Origin of the sequence: Anditalea andensis (assembly GCF_000714815.1) — a bacterium.
Taxonomy (GTDB): Bacteria; Bacteroidota; Bacteroidia; order Cytophagales; family Cyclobacteriaceae; genus Anditalea; species Anditalea andensis.
On record NZ_JMIH01000023.1, the window covers coordinates 77638 to 94646 of the forward strand.

Sequence of the window (17009 nt, forward strand, 5' to 3'; positions counted from 1 at the left end):
ATATCAATCCAAGGTTACTTCGAAATAAGCTTGTTGGCCACTCGAATACATACCTAACACCACTACTTCTTCACCCCTACTTTTCTTTAACACCTCTACCAAGTGATCGGCATCCTTGATCTTAGTTCTTCCTACCTGCGTGACAATAAATCCTTCTCTGACTCCAGCTTTCTGCCATTTTTCGTTATCTATACCATTGATCACCGCACCTCCTGAAAGTTTTAGTCTTTGCTTCACAGTAGATGTAACGTCACCAAAGCTTACATCTTGGAAAGAATTAACTTTAGGGACTTCTTTTTTTACCACTTTTGTATCTCCGGAGATATTCTTAAGGGTAGCTGTGGTGTTCAATTCTTTACCATTTCTCAAATATTTCAATGAAACATTATCTCCCGGCCGCTTTCTAGCTACCATTTCCTGCAGTTTAGAGGTGGTATATGTATTCATACCGTCTACTCCTATGATAACATCTCCAGACTTAAGTCCAGCTGCTTCCCCAGCACTTCCTTCATTTACTTCCATTACGTATACACCCCGATTCGCCTGTATTTCTTTTCCAAGATGTTCTTCAAGTTCCGGGCTTACATCATTGATCTGTACACCTAATAGTCCTCTTTGTACAGTTCCGAATTCAAGTAAATCATCCATCACCTTTTTTGCTATAGAACTAGGCACGGCAAAAGAATACCCTATAAACCCTCCAGATCTAGAAGCTATAGCTGTATTTATACCTATAATTTCTCCTGCCAGGTTAACCAGAGGTCCTCCTGAATTCCCTGGATTTACAGCGGCATCGGTTTGTATAAATGCTTCTACCTGTAAGTTGCTCTCATCTCTTAAAATCCTGATATTTCTTGCCTTGGCACTTATAATACCTGCAGTTACAGTAGAGCTCAGTTCCATCGGATTGCCTACTGCCAATACCCATTCTCCAATTTGAGCTTTATCCGAATCACCAAATCTTACAAAGGGGAGACCAGTTTCATCAATCTTCAAAAGCGCCAAGTCAGTTGTTGGATCAGTACCGATAACCCTTGCGGTATATCTTCTATTATCCTCTAAGGTTATGTCTATTCTGCTGGCATTTTCCACTACGTGATTATTGGTAACTATATATCCATCCTGAGATATAATAGCACCCGAACCAGAACTTCTAGCCTCTCTTCGCTGACCTTCCGGTCTTTCGGGAGATTTAAAGCCAAAGAACTCTTCGAATGGATCAAACCCCCTCTGTCTTTGCTGACCTTCACCTACCGATACCCTACTGTTCACATGAACAACCGCAGGCGTAACCATCTGAGCCGAGGCTACAAAATTTATCCCATCCGGAACATTAAATTTTTCATCATTGAGCCAATTCACCAAACTGGCATTCTGGTTTTCACTGAAATTTGAAGTGGGCTCTTGCCTTATCAGATAGCTGGCTCCCGCCAAGGCTACCATACCACCTATAAGTGACGCTAAGATGATCCCTAGAAAAAACTGGCTTCTGTTCATATGCTTTTCTTTTATTATTTTATTTATACTACATACACGAAATATAGGCATGGTAGTTCCTACTTATCAAGAACAAAACCTTTATTTAACACCCTTTAACTTTGTACTTTAAGCCATACTTCAAAAAATCCCCTAAAGGATATTATATAAACCAAAATAATAGTAACAGGTTTCTGTACTATGCATTTATTTTACTTCTATCTGATATTTATGGTTAAGCTTCTGGTTTTTCGGCAATAATAGCTTTAAGAGACCCTCTTCATATTGAGCTTCTATTTTCTCCTGAACCACGTCCTTGGGTATATGGAATGTTTTCGAAAATGTACCTTTGACTATTTCTTGAAGGTGGTATATTTTCCCTTGCGCATTTTCATTCTCTTTACGCTCACCTGTTACACCTAATTTATCATCAATTATATTGATCTTAATATCTTTTTTCTCCATACCAGGCAAAGCTACTATGACCCCATAATACAGATCATCTTCGTATATATCTACAGCTGGAGAAAAACGTTTTACAGATTTACCACCATGATTTGGGCGAATATCTTCTAATAAACCTGTGAAACCCGATTGATTAGGATTTAGAACATTAAAATTTACAAGTTTCATGATATTGAAGTTTATGGTTATTTTTATATAATACCCATATAAATCCATTCCACATCATATATATGCATATTACAATGACATTATGGCATTTATTCTTTTATAAATTATTGTAAAGACATTTAATCTACGCCATATTGACTTTCTTAATACATAAATGAAAAAACCACATAGCAGTATCATCGGTATATTCTTTGCATATAAATAATTTGGGAGCAGCACTTGTCTATCATTATTTAGATTACAAAAACACGTATGTATAAATATTCTTCAACTTTACTGTATTATCTTTTAATCTATTTATGTATAACAAGTTATACCTATGCCCAAACAGACCAGACACCTACAGACAATCTTCTCACAAGGGTAGACACCTCTGAAGCTCCTACTGCCAGACCTCAGGTAAGCTTAGATGATTTGATCCGAAAAAACGAAGCGTATACCATAGCTTTAAATCATATTCATGCAGGCTTAAGAAGAAGTTTTGATACTGTCACCATCAACAGAGAGCTGCCCGAACTGGAAAGAACGCTTGAGACAGTCGGACAAAGGCTGGAAAGCCAAGAATCCGCTCTTAATTTAAGATATTTAAGTGCCTTAGAAAATTTGGTGGTCAATTTTAGAGCCCAGGTAAATGATTGGCAAAGCAGTATCGACATCCGAAATCAAGACTTACAGTTACTGGGAGAGGAAATTTCAAACATTAAAAATGACCAAGACCTACAGCTGGCCCTTACAGATACTACCATTTTACCGGAATATCAGTTACAGACTGAGATGCTTCAATCACGACTGGCCAGAACTGACAGCCTATACAATGCACAAAGATTAAAAATGGCCAGAGTACAAAGCCGGATATCCTCCACCATGATTACCTTAAATGATTTTAATGAGGAAATTGATGAAAGACAAACGCTGTTAGAAAGAAGGCTATTCAGTAAAGAAACGTCATTTATCTGGGAAAAGCCTTTACTTGAATCAGATAAAAGTATTAGAGCACTCTATCGCGAAAGTTTTACCTTAAATGAAATCATCTTAGGACAATATTTTTCTTCTAATTGGTTACGCCACCTGTTCATTTCACTGGCAGGCGCAGGTTTTTTTATATGGTTTGTCACCGTTATAAGAAGAATCAAGAAGGAAAAGGAGTTTGCAGCCATCATATTGGAAAGGGCTATATATATACCTAAAAATCCCGCCTTAAGTGCATTGATGGCCATATTGCCACTGGCTCCGTTTTTCTATCTTAATCCTCCCCCTATCTTCTTACTCATTATTTTAGTGTTTACAGCTATTTCTGCTACTTTTCTAATTTACAATTCGGTCAATCATAAAGCTTTTTATTTCTGGATAGGGATATTTAGTGTATTTCTAATCTATTCATTGAGCAACCTGCTGGTAGAACCTGCATTTAGAGAAAGGTGGGTATTACTATTCCTCAGTATGGGGGGGATGCTATTAGCATATAAAACCATTAAGCTTTTGGACTATAATCCCAAAGAGTTTCCAAAATATATAAGTTACTTTTTATACTTATATATAGGGCTTCAATTCTTTTCTTTAATCAGTAATGTATTCGGCAGGTATGGACTTTCAAAAATGCTTGGGGTAGCCTCTACCACCAGTTTAGTTCAAGCCATTACTCTTTATGCTTTTGTTACTATTATATTAGAAGCCATCTATCTTCAGATTGAGGTAGGAAAATCAAATCAAAAAGAATTTGCTTCCTATTTTGATTTTAGAAGTTTACAGAAAAGATTAAAAAATCTATTGGTAGGACTTGCATTAATTATCTGGGGATATTATTTCACACAGAATCTTAATCTATGGGACTTTCTCTATGACAATGTGAGCAATCTGCTTAATACCGAAAGACATCTGGGCAGTTTCAACTATACCTTTGGCAGCATTTTGATTTTCGTATTGCTTATCTGGGTAGCCACCATTTTAGCTAGAAACATTGCCTATTTTGCCGAAATGAAAGATCAGGCTCAGGCAGATTCCAGGAACAAAAGACTGGGATCATCCATTCTGCTGATCAGATTGGGCATATTGATCATAGGCTTTATGTTGGCCATAACAGCTTCCGGTATACCTATGGACAGAATAGCCATTGTATTGGGAGCGCTCAGTGTGGGTATAGGTTTTGGTTTGCAGACGATAGTAAACAACCTGGTAAGCGGTGTAATACTCGCCTTCGAACGTCCAATACAGATAGGGGATACTATAGAGGTAGGCACTAGGATAGGAACAGTAAAAGAAGTAGGCATACGATCCAGCAAACTAAAAGGGTATGACGGGTCTGAAGTGATCATACCAAATGGTGACCTACTTTCCCAGCACCTGATAAACTGGACACTGACGGATAAAAACAGAAGGGTAGAACTGTTTATAGGAGTAGCTTATGGATCAGATGCTGACAAGGTAAAGGATATTTTGCTAAAGGTTATGGACAGAGAAACCATACTTAAAGCACCTGCCCCAGCTGTCTATCTGCAAGATTTCGCTGATAGTGCAGTGGAGTTCCGCTTGCTTTTCTGGGTTTCTGATATTAATACCTGGATAGTGGTTAGAAGTGAAATCATGACATCCATTTACAAGGAATTCGCTAAAAATGACATAGAGATACCATTTCCTCAAAGAGATCTACATGTAAAAAGCATGCCCCAAAATAATGGTATTACGTTTACTGAAACGAAGTATAAAAGAGATTTATCCCCAAAAGAAGATTCAGATGAATAAGCATTATTTTATCATCGGGGATGTCCATGGATGTCTAAAAACTTTTCAGGAACTAGTACACAGGTACTGGAATAAAGACAAAGAGATACTTATCCAACTGGGTGATCTGATAGACAGAGGAGCTTATTCCCCCCAAACCATCCAATATTGTATGGATTTGGAGGTAACTTATCCAGGTCTGACCCTATTTTTAAAAGGAAACCATGAACAAATGCTATTGGATTATTATGATAACATAGCCAGCTCCTGGTGGAACAACGGAGGAAGGGAAACAATAATCCAATTTGAATCAGCCAATTTGGATATAAAAGATTATTTGCCATGGATAAGAAAAAACCGTCTATTATATGAAAACAGAAATATTTTTGTGTCTCATGCTGGCTGGTCGCATAATGCCAAGGGAATACCCGATGATCGACATCCGAACGGCCTACTATGGAACAGGAGCAAGCTTAAAAACTTAGGCAAATTACAAGTGATAGGCCATACGCCTCTTACCAGTGGAATACCTTCTTATAATCCAGAATCTAATTCTTTGAACATTGATACGGGGGCTTATAAAGGCATCTGTCTTTCAGGCATAAAAATCGATGTAAATGGAAAAATTTTACAACACTGTTCTGTCCCCTCAATGATAGAAGATCTTATAGAATCAAATTAAAAAATAATGCATTCGTACATGTCATATACGAATGCATTATTTTCATTAATAATTATACCTCCCACCCCTCTCTATAGGTTCTACCTACGAACTGGTTGGCTTCCTCTAAGTTCGTTATTCTCATGTTTTCACCATCCCACAGTAATTTTTTTCTACCGTAAAATTCCATTTGACCTTTACTATTTTCCCTCCTCAGCATATAGCTACGAATCGCTAAATTACCCATTAAGACGGTTTCAGTCATAGGTCCCGCATAATCAAATGATGATGTCAAACCTTTATGTTCTGGACTGTTATATCCTGCTTTAATGGCATCTACCCATAATCTTTGGTGCCCATATTCAGGCTCATCACTTTTTTCTATTTCAGGACCAAACTCGGTGGTACCGTCATTTAAAAATAGCTTAGGCATTAATGGGGAACTGTCATTGATATTAGTAGTAATAATTCCTTTTTCCCCTATCATGATTACCCCGTTATTACTATTTTGACCTCCAATATCCTGATCAGCAGGGATAATGTCAGGATGAGAAGGACGGATCCCCCCATCACTCCAGGTCATTTTTATAGGGGATCCACTTTTTGCCGTTTCAGCAAAGCTCAGTGTGGTAAATGAAGATGCAGGGCAGCCTTCAGGATGGTAGTCGGGAGTCCACATTTTGGTATAAACCGAACCTACACTAGATTCCGCATCTAAGGGATACATCAAACCTAAGGTTCGAAAAGGTATGTCTATCAAATGACATCCCACATCTCCCAAAGCTCCGGTACCATAATCCCACCATCCTCTCCAATTAAATGGATGTAGATCTGGCGTATATTCTCTGTAGCTGGCCGGCCCTAACCAAAGGTCCCAGTTTAAATCTTTAGGTTTTTGGCTTTTGTCAGCTTGAGGCATGGCAAATCCCTGAGGCCATACCGGTCGGTTGGTCCACACCTGAACTTGGGAAATTTTACCTATCTTACCAGCATCGACCCATCCCTGTACGGTATTTAAAAGAGGATTGGACGCTCCCTGATTCCCCATCTGGCTTACGATTTTATTTTCTCTTGCCATTTGGGTAAGAAGTCTGGCTTCCCTTATATTATGAGTCATGGGTTTTTGGACATATACATGTACTCCACGTTTCATAGCATAAGCAGCTGCATGCCCATGTACATGATCAGGAGTAGAGATGGTAACAGCATCTATATCTTTTTCCTTGTCCAGCATTTCTCTGTAATCCGCATACAGCTTAGCTTTTGGAAATTTTTCTACAGTTTTTGAAGCGGAGCCAGAAAAATCCACATCACATAAGGCTACCACCCGCTCACGGCCATTTACTGAAGCATTGGCTATATCACTGGCCCCTTTTCCCCCGGAACCGATAGCTGCTAAATTGAGCTGGTCACTAGGGGCAATAAAACCGACCCCGCCAAGTACATGCCTAGGTACAATCATCACTGTAGATGCCATTGCTATATTTTTTATAAATTCCCTCCTGCTTTTATGAGAGGTTTTTGGGGGGTTTTTCATATTTATAAATATTTGGTTATAATTTAATCTTAAATAACGAAATAAATTCTATTATAATCAACTGGAAAACCCAATACGTAAAAGCATCATAGCCGAGAATACCTATATAAAAAAATACGGTTATTGTAAGGAGAAGTATTATATTCGGTTTTATAGGATGATCAGGGTAAATATATATGATGTCAACAAAAACCGGTAAGAAAAAAAGATTGATTTAAACACGGTTTGTATTCAAAATAAAAAAGAAAATTGGAGTATCTTTTTTATTATTAAAGTTTAAAATTTTACGGAATAAAGCCTAAAACCTATTCGATAAAGGTTAAAACAGGAATGCAAGATCAATGGGGATGAAGTGGTATTCTGAGAACAGGGGGACAGAAAACACCGTCATGCTCCATATTATTGACCAATACAGCTATTCCCAATTTTTTAACCTAATGCAGAATTTCTATTCCAAGTTAATAGCCACATATAGAAGCATACCATAAAAAAAGCCCTGCATCTCTGCAAGGCTTCTGCTCCTCCTCTTGGGCTCGAACCAAGGACCCTTTGATTAACAGTCAAATGCTCTAACCAACTGAGCTAAGGAGGAATTTATTTATAAGTTGATATCCCTTTTCCGATATCGTGATGCAAACATAACAGGTTGTTTGTTTTATTCCAAACGCCCAGCTTAAAAAAATATGCATTTTTAAAGCCCCAATTGATTTTTACCTCAATTTCAAGGACTTAATTTTCACCATTAATCTGCTATATCATCGATTACCTTTAAATATCTTTTGGATTGTGGTCCTGGCTGAAATCTGTAAATAAAATTTAATCTATAATTTCCAGTCATAATAGAATTAGAAAACTGTTGATTATTGGCAAACCGGACTTCATTATATACATAATTTGCATTGATGGACCATTTATCCGAGTTATAACCTGCAAAAGCTCTTAAAAACATGTTCGGACGAATGCCCCACTCTGTATTTCTATCCAACTGTCCTTCTAACATCGAATAACCAAAATTAAGGTTCATAGTAGCAGAAGTGGTAACAAACCAGTGCTTTTTTATCACTAAAGTATAGGCATAGCCGGCATTGGGGCCAAAGTTAAAAAAACGCAGGGTCCTGAAATTCCTGGCTGGATCCTCCACCACATTTACCGGTAATAGCGTACTGTCAGACATCACCCTGCCACCGTACATTTCAAACCCAACCAAAAAAGATCCCGCGGATCTCTTTTGCCATTCATTCTGCAAAAATGAAGCTCTTAAAGAAAGTTTATCTCCATTAAACAGGTATTGGCCAAATGCTCCAATTTTAGTAACGACCATATCCGGACTAACATAGAAATTTTCTGAAGGCGGTGCAGCAAAACCCTGGGGAGAAAGATGGTAACCACTATAAAACTGGCCAAACATATCTAAAATAAAATTCTTTGGATAAGCATGAACCTGTAAATCAAGATATTTGGTCTCCCCTTGGCCTCTGTCAGGATTTAGGATATCAAAACCATAAGCAAGGTTTAAAGTAGCAAATTTATAGGTAGCACCTACACCATGGTTTAGTGTGGTATTAGGAGAAAACAGGTAATCCTGGTTCTCGACATTGTCACGAATTTTAACAGCGGTATATTTTCTTGAAAGATATAGCCGGCCTATAATATGATCGGGATACGTTTCATAATACCTAGTATCATTAGCTACCTGCGCTATTCCTGAATGGCCTATGCTGAATAAAATACAAATAACAATTAGACATATAATGTTTTTACTGATCATATAGGCGAGAAATAGATTAAAATGAACAACGGTGTCTAGGTAAATTTTAGCAATTTATTAATAATATTCTGATAATAGATAGCATTTTAAAAAAAACACATTCAAAACAATATACTAACCATTTGAATTATAACAAGTTAGTAAACAATTATCATAAAATGTCCCATCCCATATCCAGGCTATAAATTATAAAGATGCTTCCCCAATAACCAGACCATTATATGAAATTAGAAGTATCCAAAAATCCTTTTTACATATTTCGATGAAAAAAGCATCCACACACAAAATCATTTGAAAAGGTGAAAATCATTTGCCAATAATCTAAAATACTAACCCAACCTTCTGAAATTCAAAACACTTAGATAGGGCAAAAATAATGTTAAATAAAAATAAATGATCCCGTTTATTTACTGTCAGCCTAAAGCCCCATGAACTTCAACGCATTGCCTATAAAGGAAAGGCCTTAAAAAAATCTTACATGCAGAACTATTGACAAAAAAAATCCGGGCAAAGCCCGGATCTTAATCTTATAAACCAAACAATTTATGGGATTAGAAAAAATAATTATCACAATAATCCCATATATTTTAACTGTGAAAAATTATCATATAAAAAATTGCTTAATCACCCGTTTCAAAGGTACGAAACATTCTAAATACAAATCAATACCTAGTTCTAGGTATTTTTAGGTTTTTTAGAAAAATAATTACAATGTATAATTGAGGTAATTCAATATTTATAAAATAGGACAGTAAATTTAATCGAAAATTCTTAAACCCATTAGAAAATAACCAACCGCACTGTTTAGTTATTCAAGCAAAAATCAAAACATAAAACTTATTTAAACACCTTATTTTCAATTATTTATAACTATAATAAAAAAAATAAGGACTTTCGGATTTATACTTTTAATCCTGCTAAACCGATTTTCTATTCTTCGTGTATTCACCAAATTCAATCAATATAAAAAAGAAATTTTTTATTAGAATAATTATATAAATACAACCTGTTATGGAGAAAAAAAAACCGTCTACAATAACTTTAACAGAAGGAAAGTTAATTTATACTGCCAAATGTGATTGCTTTACATATTTTATTAATTTCACGTAAACTTGAAATTTATGTCAGCAAAAAGTCTGGTCAGCGTAGTTATCCCCTGCTATAATCAGGGGCATTTATTGACAGAGACAGTCAATTCTGTAATGGCATCTGATTATCCTGTGGAAATAATCCTAGTAAATGATGGATCTACGGATCATACTGAAGCCATAGCTAAAAACTTAGGCTTGCACCATCCCCACATCAAATATATAGCTCAATCAAACGGAGGGCCATCAAAGGCACGGAACCGCGGCATTGAGTTGGCCCAAGGAAAGTACATACTGCCACTTGATGGTGACGATATTATAGCGCCAAATTATATATCATCTGCCTTAAATGTATTGGAATCCCGACCTGAAGTCAAAGTTGTATATTGCAGAGCAGAAAAATTCGGAACAAAGATAGGTCCATGGAACCTTAAATCTTTCACCCTTCAAAACCTGGCAGTAGATAACATGATATTTGTAAGTGCTTTGTATAGAAAATCTGATTGGGAAGCTATAGGTGGTTATGCAGAAGAAATGACATGGGGGTATGAGGACTGGGAATTTTGGATCTCTATGCTCAAAAATGGCGGCAAGGTAGTTCAGCTTCCTTTTGTTGGTTTTTTCTACAGAACCAGCCCAGTTTCAAGGCGTAAAAGCGTAAAAAGGGAGGGGAAAAGGAAAACCATTGCTTATCTGAACAAAAAGCATAAAGACTTCCTCTTCAAATACCTAGATGGTCCATTAAGAAACAGCAGAACTCACTCCAAAAAGATCAACAGGCTGTTACGGATTTTCTACAGACTTTAACTATTAGGTTACATCCATATTACATTTTCCCTTTCCATCATATTATCCATTTCATCTAGAATATCAAATAGACTAATTTTACTATTATAATCATTCATCTGCCTGCGCAAAATACTTCTAGAATTTTGGATTTTTTCATCATACTGTAGAAATGATTTATAGCTTTTATAAATCCAAAACTTGCCCAAAATCATCTTTGGGATCACTTCAAGCCATAAAGTTTGATTTTTAAAAGAAAGAAAATTATCCTCACTCAAATGGACCCCGTGAAAAATGAGCCTGTTACGGAAATATATCTCTTTAATACCTTTTTTTAAATTTTCCTGCTTTATGGTACAAGACCCCAGATGATAACAGATGCTGACATGGTCATAATAACATTTCCATCCCATCCGCCATGCCCTGGTGCTGAGGTCTAGATCTTCAAAATAGAAAGGAGAATAAATTTCATCAAATCCCCCCAAATACTTCATTTTTTCCGCATCGACGAGTGCATTCGCTCCGGAAAGAAAGGCTGTAGGAGCATATTCCCCGGCTCCTTGAAAATAAAACTGGGAACTTATTTTAAATTTATCTCCCACCTTTTTAGGATATTTTGCAGCGACTTCAACATTCCCGCTATCCATCTCCAGGATTTTACCCATTACACCAAACGTATTTTTATCTTCAAAAACATTCCATTGGTTAGAAAAGTATTCTGGAGTAAGTTTTATATCGGAATTTAGAAAAAAAAGATAGTTATATCTTGCCTCTGCCATTCCTGCATTACATGTAAAAGAAAACCCCTTATTGATTTTGTTTTTAATTATCAATACCTGAGGATAAGTATGTTGTAAAAAAGCTATTGAATCATCGGTAGACGCGTCATCTACGACTATCAATTCCCACTTTGCTACCTGCTCCAAAGCCGCCATAGTATATGGCAAATATGCTTCAAGCAATTTTCGCCCATTATAATTTGGAATTATAACAGATAAGGATTTTTCGGTCATTCTTATGGCTGAAAGTTAGATTTTATCTTTACTGTTCCAAAACTTCTTCCAATAGTATTTAATCGGCTGGCTATACTTTAGCATTTTCCATGGCCTACTCCCATGAGGTCTATGCAAAACGGGTACATCCATCAAAACGTAATTCTGAAAACCTAGCCTTAAAGCTGTCTGGGAAATAGTGGTATCATACCAGTCTTTGGAATCATCGAGGTCTACAAAATCAAATGATTTTAAAAAATCCACCGAAAATAACGTACAGCAAAAACTTAAGCTTCTGGAAGTGGATATTTGCTTATCCTTTACATCACTGAATTTTAAATAGGGAAAATTCACTTTTCCTTCCTGGTCCACAGTGATGGCCCCTACAAGTCCAGCTTTGGGATGAGCTTTGTGAAAGCGGTACATTTTTTCTAAAGTATCTGGACCTACCTCCACATCTGACTCCACTATTATCAAAGGGACTTTTTTGTCCAAGGCTCGCTTCTGGGCCAGTTGAAGCACCAATTTATAATTAGGGGAAGGCGTATCAGTTAAATCCTCTAGGTTTATGAGGTTATATCCGATACGGCCTTTATTTTCCTCCAATGAATAGGTAGTATCATCTGAACTGAAATCATTAAATATCTGGTGATCAAGCGCTATAGACGAAGCCTTAATGGCCTTAGCTGTTTGAAGTGTGTATTCCAATGCATCTTTAACAGGAGTGATTACCAGAATTTCAGCCATAAGTGGATGTACTTAATTCTATTTTAAATTATTTTAATTTAGATAAAGCTTCTTTAATCCTCTTTAAGGCCTCTTTAAGTTCATCTTCCGACGCTGCGTAGGACAACCTTACACAGTCGGGAGCCCCAAAAGCTGCACCAGTAACCAAAGATACATGCGCTTCATCCAATAGATATAAACACAAGTCATCGGCATTATTTACAGAATGCTTTCCTGAAGTCTTTCCAAAAAATGATGTAACTTTTGGAAAGAAATAAAAAGCACCTTCAGGCACATGGGTTTCTAGCCCTGGAATATCTTGGATTAGTTCCAATACTAAATCCCTTCTCCGAAGATAGGCCTCTGCCATCACCGTGGAAGGGCCGTGGTCCCCCCTGATGGCTGCCAGAGCAGCTCTTTGGGCTATGGTATTGCCTCCTGATGTAAACTGGCCCTGCATTTTTTCACATGCCTTGGCTATTTCAACCGGAGCGCAGATATACCCTACTCTCCATCCGGTCATGGCATATCCTTTAGAAAAACCATTTACAGTAATAGTCCTTTCAAACATCCCATCAAATGAAGCGATGCTGGCATGGGCTCCAGTGAAATTTATAAGTTCATATATCTCATCAGCTATCACAATCACATCCTGTCTACTTTTAATAACTTCTGCAATTGCTTCAAGTTCTTCTTTACTGAATACCGAACCAGTTGGATTGCAGGGTGAGGAATATATAACAGCTCTGGTCTTATCCGTAAGTGCATCACTTAACTGATCAGCGGTAGCTTTAAAGTTATTTTCCAGATTACCTTCTATAAGTACGGGCACCCCCCCTGCCAATTTTATGATCTCAGCATAGCTCACCCAATAAGGGCTAAAAATGACTACCTCATCTCCTTCATTGAGCAGACACATAAATATATTTGCAATAGAATGCTTTGCCCCAGTACTGAGTACGATATGCTCTGCTTTGGCTTCACTGATATGGTTTACATCTCTTAACTTAGCAGCTATAGCTTCCCGTAAATCCTGATATCCTGCCACAGGTGGATAAGCAAACCATTTTCCTTCATCAACAGCAGCCTTAGCTGCCTCCTGAATATGTACAGGTGTCTTAAAATCCGGCTCTCCCAGACTAAGGCTTATTATATCTATTCCTTTTAATTTAAGTTCTCTTGCGGTTTTGGCCATAGCTAAGGTGGCCGATTCCTCCATGTTGTTAATGCGGTCTGATAATATATAATTCATATGTGAGGTAAATTTTATAATTTGCCAAAAATAAGTAATATGCTTGGGAAATCTAAACCTTTATGATAATACATATCTCCTTTAGGCTTATTAATAATATTACCTCCCATTTATCGTTAATGTTTGCATGAAACTTGTAAAGTTAATTATTCTAGCAATTTTCTTATTTCCTTATACTGTTCATTCTCAAAATAATGAACCAGATTCTTCTGGAATAGTAAATCATTCACTATTACCTACTACTGCACCTACCCTACTATTTAAGGACCCAGATGAAACTTCTAAAGCTGATAAAAAAAAGAAGAAAAAGAAAAAGAAGAACATTTATTTTGGAGAAAAAACTAAGAAAACATATATAAGACAAACCCTTAGAAATCAGACCCATTTTGTATTTTTTCATTATACCGCAGCAAAAAAAACTGTAGACCCTTATATTAGAGATGTATACTGGGTAGAAACCAAAGATAAGACCATAAGAAACCGTGATTTTGATCCATCAAAAGGATATTTGCTACATGGCCCATATGAGAAGCGGGTGGATGATGTACTAGTAGAGAGCGGAATGTACTATTACGGTACCAAACATGGCAGATGGATGAAATATGATGCGAAAAACATATTACAAGACAAGTCCCATTTTTCAGAAGGATGGCCCAAAGCTTCAAGAGTGAGCTATTATAATAGGGCTGATAGAAAAATAGAAATGGTTACTCCTATTGAGTATGAACTCGAAGAAGGAAATTTTTTCCATTTTTATGAAGATGGGCAAATTGCAGTGACAGGGGAATACCACTATGGTGAAAAAGTTGGGCTTTGGACAGAATATTGGAATACTAAGAACAATAAAACTATTAAAAAAAGAGAAATACAGTATCAAGAAAATCCCTACAGCAAAAATTTTGTTCCTTACATAAGAGCAGAATGGGACAAAGATGGTAACCTGGTCTACAAAAAAGAAAGTTAAACCACATACAATATCCTTCTATCCTCAGCATCTTTTTTATCCAATTTTATATAGAGATAACACTATAGTAATAACCCCTTTTCTGCGGAAAAGGAAACTGATATTTTTATTAACACATAGTCTTTAAGCGAATTTGAGTATTTAATTCGACTTTATTTTTTTGTTAAAAAAAGTTATATTTTATCTCAAGTACCAAAAGTCGTCTTAAAATACAATTTCAAAGGTATCAACAAGAATTTGTATAGTTTAAAAATAACACTGCTTTTCAAGCCAAAAACACGATTTTTTATGCTTTTTTGTCTCACAAAAAACCCTTACTATTGATCAGTCATAACAGACTGCACTATGGAAATGGCCCAAACTACAAACTAATAAAAACCATATTGCAATCTTAGAAAAACCATATTTAAATCTTCACGTATATATTAATATTATATTACAATATCGTTTAGAATTTTAATTACCTTAAAACTGATTTCCTTAGACCGTGATAAAAAGCTCCTTAAATGTTTTGCCTGGATGGATGGTCCTTTTGGTGGACTTCGCAATATTTCTACATGCGGGCATCCTTTCCTATTTGATAGTAGGAAACTTTAATCTGGGAGACTTTTTTAGTTCTGGATTTTTGCTAGGCAGCAGTTTGTTTGCTTTAATGGCAACTATCGTTTCCTTCGTTTTTAAAAATCACCTTATCAGTTCCGAAGAGAATATACTATCAGAGATTTTCAGTTCTATAAAAGTTCTGATGCTTGCTATATCACTGTTTCTATTCTTCCACTTTATTTCTAAAGCCTATGTAGATTATCCGCTTTTCAGCGGAGAATTTTCATTTATGGCTATGCTCTTAGGTTTTACGTTGTTTGGTTTGCTTTTTTTTAGATTGGCTATAAGGCAAGCCATCGATTACCTGAATAATCAAGATTCTATACAACATAAGTTCCTAATAATAGAAAACCCCTCTCATTCATCCATTGCTAGAAGAACACTACAAAAATTAGGCTTTCCACTACACCTTATTAAAGCCTACGTCTCTGAGTTTCCAGTGCGTCCAAGCCAGAAAATTTTGGGAGCACCAATTTATGAAAGTACCATGGAAATAAAGAATATTGTAGGTAAACATGATATTACCGATATCATATTAGGACCTAACCTGAAATCTTCCGAAAAAAGGTCATTTATAGACCAAAGCATATCCGCTGGTATCAGGCCCAGTATCGTTAAAATAAAAGATCCCTGGACCTTAAACAGTGTCGGTAGTCTAGGAATAAAAAAAGTGGTGGTAGAAGATTATTTGGCAGAAGATCAAATTATTTTAAATGACAGACACCTGTACCAATACATCAATCAGCAGACAATTTTACTTGCCGGAGCAGCAGGAAACCTTGGCCAGGAAATCTGCCGACAGCTTTTATTCCTAAACCCGGCACACCTTATACTTATAGATCAGGACGAAGAAGGTTTAGCAGCTCTGGAAAATAGAATCCAGACACTCCAGTTGAATACTACTATAACTCCGGTAATAGCAGATATTAGGAATAAAAGCAGGATCAGAACGGTATTTGAAGAATTTAGACCCGACTTGGTATATAATGCCGCATTGTTCAGTGAAACTTCATTTATGGAGGTATATTCAGATGAAGCGCTTCAAATCCATATAATGGGTACCAAAAACCTGGTAGATCTGTCAGAAGACTTTGAAGTGTCCAGATTTATACAAGTAAGTGCTGAGCAGGCAGTAGCTCCAAGGGAAGTAACGGCTGCTTCTAAACGCCTGGCCGAAATGTACGTGCAGCACGTAAATGCCAGAAAAAGTTTCTCAGTGAAAAAAACAAAGTTCATCATCATCAGACATGGAAACATATTGGGCTTAAATGACAATGAAATTCACAGTATCAGAAAAGACATCAAATCAGGTAAACCCGTACTGATCCATCATCCTAAAACTTCTAAATCTTTTTATTCTTTAGCCGAGACAGTAAAATTTATCCTTACTTCAAGCATCCTTGGTCAGGGAGGGGAAACCTATGTAATGGATAAAAAAAACAGCATTACATTGGTAGATTTAGTACATAAAATCGTAAAACTCAGCGGCGAAAATATCACAAGTGAGTTAAGAGTACATTATAATAAAAACATCCGGCCTATAGAGTCTCCTACTACTTATAACAAAAACAGTGAATATCTTCTACCCACTACACATGAAGATATTTTTCTGGCAGTCCCTTTAAAGAGTAACTTTGAAGGTATAGAAGAGAAAATTGAACAATTGGACTACATCTTACAACAGAACAATCCCATTACCCTTATCAAATATTTTAAAAGTATAATTCCAGATTTCGTCAGTAATAATAAATTTATTGAATTAAATGAACGATCGAACTAGATTGATCCTGATGATAAATATAAAG

At 36.5% G+C, this 17009-nt stretch carries 12 protein-coding genes and 1 tRNA gene; 5 read left to right on the forward strand and 8 right to left on the reverse strand.

Going from position 1 to position 17009, the window contains the following annotated elements; genetic code table 11:
- Window positions 1–3: 3 nt before the first annotated feature.
- On the reverse strand, window positions 4–1497 hold the full coding sequence (locus EL17_RS14965; RefSeq protein WP_035076487.1) for a Do family serine endopeptidase: 1494 nt from the start codon (window positions 1495–1497) through the stop codon (window positions 4–6).
- A 186-nt stretch (window positions 1498–1683) separates the two neighbouring features.
- Window positions 1684–2109, reverse strand: a complete 426-nt coding sequence (locus EL17_RS14970) for an Hsp20/alpha crystallin family protein (RefSeq protein ID WP_035076489.1) — start codon at window positions 2107–2109, stop codon at window positions 1684–1686.
- A 252-nt stretch (window positions 2110–2361) separates the two neighbouring features.
- On the opposite strand from EL17_RS14970, the gene EL17_RS14975 reads away from it, so the two are divergent.
- Together EL17_RS14975 and EL17_RS14980 are read left to right on the forward strand one after the other, a co-directional pair.
- The gene (locus tag EL17_RS14975) at window positions 2362–4848 is read left to right on the forward strand and encodes a mechanosensitive ion channel family protein (RefSeq protein WP_035075773.1); all 2487 of its coding nucleotides are present in this window, start codon (window positions 2362–2364) and stop codon (window positions 4846–4848) included.
- Window positions 4841–5509, forward strand: a complete 669-nt coding sequence (locus EL17_RS14980) for a metallophosphoesterase family protein (RefSeq protein ID WP_035075776.1) — start codon at window positions 4841–4843, stop codon at window positions 5507–5509. Before EL17_RS14975 ends, EL17_RS14980 begins: the two co-directional genes overlap by 8 nt.
- 52 nt (window positions 5510–5561) lie before the next feature.
- Here the strand turns inward: EL17_RS14980 and EL17_RS14985 are convergent, their stop codons facing one another.
- From EL17_RS14985 to EL17_RS14995, 3 genes are all read right to left on the reverse strand, one after another.
- On the reverse strand, window positions 5562–7025 hold the full coding sequence (locus EL17_RS14985) for a Gfo/Idh/MocA family protein (protein WP_035075779.1): 1464 nt from the start codon (window positions 7023–7025) through the stop codon (window positions 5562–5564).
- A 518-nt stretch (window positions 7026–7543) separates the two neighbouring features.
- Window positions 7544–7617 (reverse strand) — tRNA-Asn (locus tag EL17_RS14990).
- 150 nt (window positions 7618–7767) lie between these two features.
- Complete coding sequence (locus EL17_RS14995) at window positions 7768–8793, reverse strand: DUF4421 domain-containing protein (protein WP_035075783.1); 1026 nt, start codon at window positions 8791–8793, stop codon at window positions 7768–7770.
- Between the two features lie 1121 nt (window positions 8794–9914).
- On the opposite strand from EL17_RS14995, the gene EL17_RS15000 reads away from it, so the two are divergent.
- A complete protein-coding gene (locus tag EL17_RS15000; RefSeq protein ID WP_035075786.1) occupies window positions 9915–10688 on the forward strand; it encodes a glycosyltransferase family 2 protein in 774 nt (257 codons plus the stop codon).
- 8 nt (window positions 10689–10696) lie between these two features.
- Here EL17_RS15000 and EL17_RS15005 read toward each other — a convergent pair whose 3' ends face one another.
- The 3 genes from EL17_RS15005 to EL17_RS15015 are packed head-to-tail and all read right to left on the reverse strand — an operon-like array spanning window position 10697 to window position 13637.
- Window positions 10697–11680, reverse strand: a complete 984-nt coding sequence (locus EL17_RS15005; RefSeq protein ID WP_035075789.1) for a glycosyltransferase family 2 protein — start codon at window positions 11678–11680, stop codon at window positions 10697–10699.
- Window positions 11681–11695: 15 nt separating this feature from the next.
- Window positions 11696–12406, reverse strand: coding sequence for a glycosyltransferase family 2 protein (locus EL17_RS15010; protein WP_035075792.1), 711 nt, complete (start codon window positions 12404–12406; stop codon window positions 11696–11698).
- A gap of 28 nt (window positions 12407–12434) precedes the next feature.
- On the reverse strand, window positions 12435–13637 hold the full coding sequence (locus EL17_RS15015; RefSeq protein WP_035075794.1) for a pyridoxal phosphate-dependent aminotransferase: 1203 nt from the start codon (window positions 13635–13637) through the stop codon (window positions 12435–12437).
- A gap of 127 nt (window positions 13638–13764) precedes the next feature.
- On the opposite strand from EL17_RS15015, the gene EL17_RS15020 reads away from it, so the two are divergent.
- Both EL17_RS15020 and EL17_RS15025 read left to right on the forward strand, forming a co-directional pair.
- Complete coding sequence (locus EL17_RS15020) at window positions 13765–14601, forward strand: toxin-antitoxin system YwqK family antitoxin (RefSeq protein WP_035075796.1); 837 nt, start codon at window positions 13765–13767, stop codon at window positions 14599–14601.
- 487 nt (window positions 14602–15088) lie between these two features.
- Window positions 15089–16984, forward strand: coding sequence for a polysaccharide biosynthesis protein (locus tag EL17_RS15025; protein WP_164675103.1), 1896 nt, complete (start codon window positions 15089–15091; stop codon window positions 16982–16984).
- Window positions 16985–17009 lie beyond the last annotated feature (25 nt).

Bases quoted from the DNA above. Each gene is read 5' to 3' on its own strand.
- EL17_RS15000 (WP_035075786.1), top strand. From the start codon at position 9,915: ATGTCAGCAAAAAGTCTGGTCAGCGTAGTTATCCCCTGCTATAATCAG.
- EL17_RS14970 (WP_035076489.1), bottom strand. From the start codon at position 2,109: ATGAAACTTGTAAATTTTAATGTTCTAAATCCTAATCAATCGGGTTTC.
- EL17_RS14980 (WP_035075776.1), top strand. From the start codon at position 4,841: ATGAATAAGCATTATTTTATCATCGGGGATGTCCATGGATGTCTAAAA.
- EL17_RS15020 (WP_035075796.1), top strand. From the start codon at position 13,765: ATGAAACTTGTAAAGTTAATTATTCTAGCAATTTTCTTATTTCCTTAT.
- EL17_RS14995 (WP_035075783.1), bottom strand. From the start codon at position 8,793: ATGATCAGTAAAAACATTATATGTCTAATTGTTATTTGTATTTTATTC.
- EL17_RS14975 (WP_035075773.1), top strand. From the start codon at position 2,362: ATGTATAAATATTCTTCAACTTTACTGTATTATCTTTTAATCTATTTA.
- EL17_RS15005 (WP_035075789.1), bottom strand. From the start codon at position 11,680: ATGACCGAAAAATCCTTATCTGTTATAATTCCAAATTATAATGGGCGA.
- EL17_RS14985 (WP_035075779.1), bottom strand. From the start codon at position 7,025: ATGAAAAACCCCCCAAAAACCTCTCATAAAAGCAGGAGGGAATTTATA.
- EL17_RS15015 (WP_035075794.1), bottom strand. From the start codon at position 13,637: ATGAATTATATATTATCAGACCGCATTAACAACATGGAGGAATCGGCC.
- EL17_RS15010 (WP_035075792.1), bottom strand. From the start codon at position 12,406: ATGGCTGAAATTCTGGTAATCACTCCTGTTAAAGATGCATTGGAATAC.
- EL17_RS14965 (WP_035076487.1), bottom strand. From the start codon at position 1,497: ATGAACAGAAGCCAGTTTTTTCTAGGGATCATCTTAGCGTCACTTATA.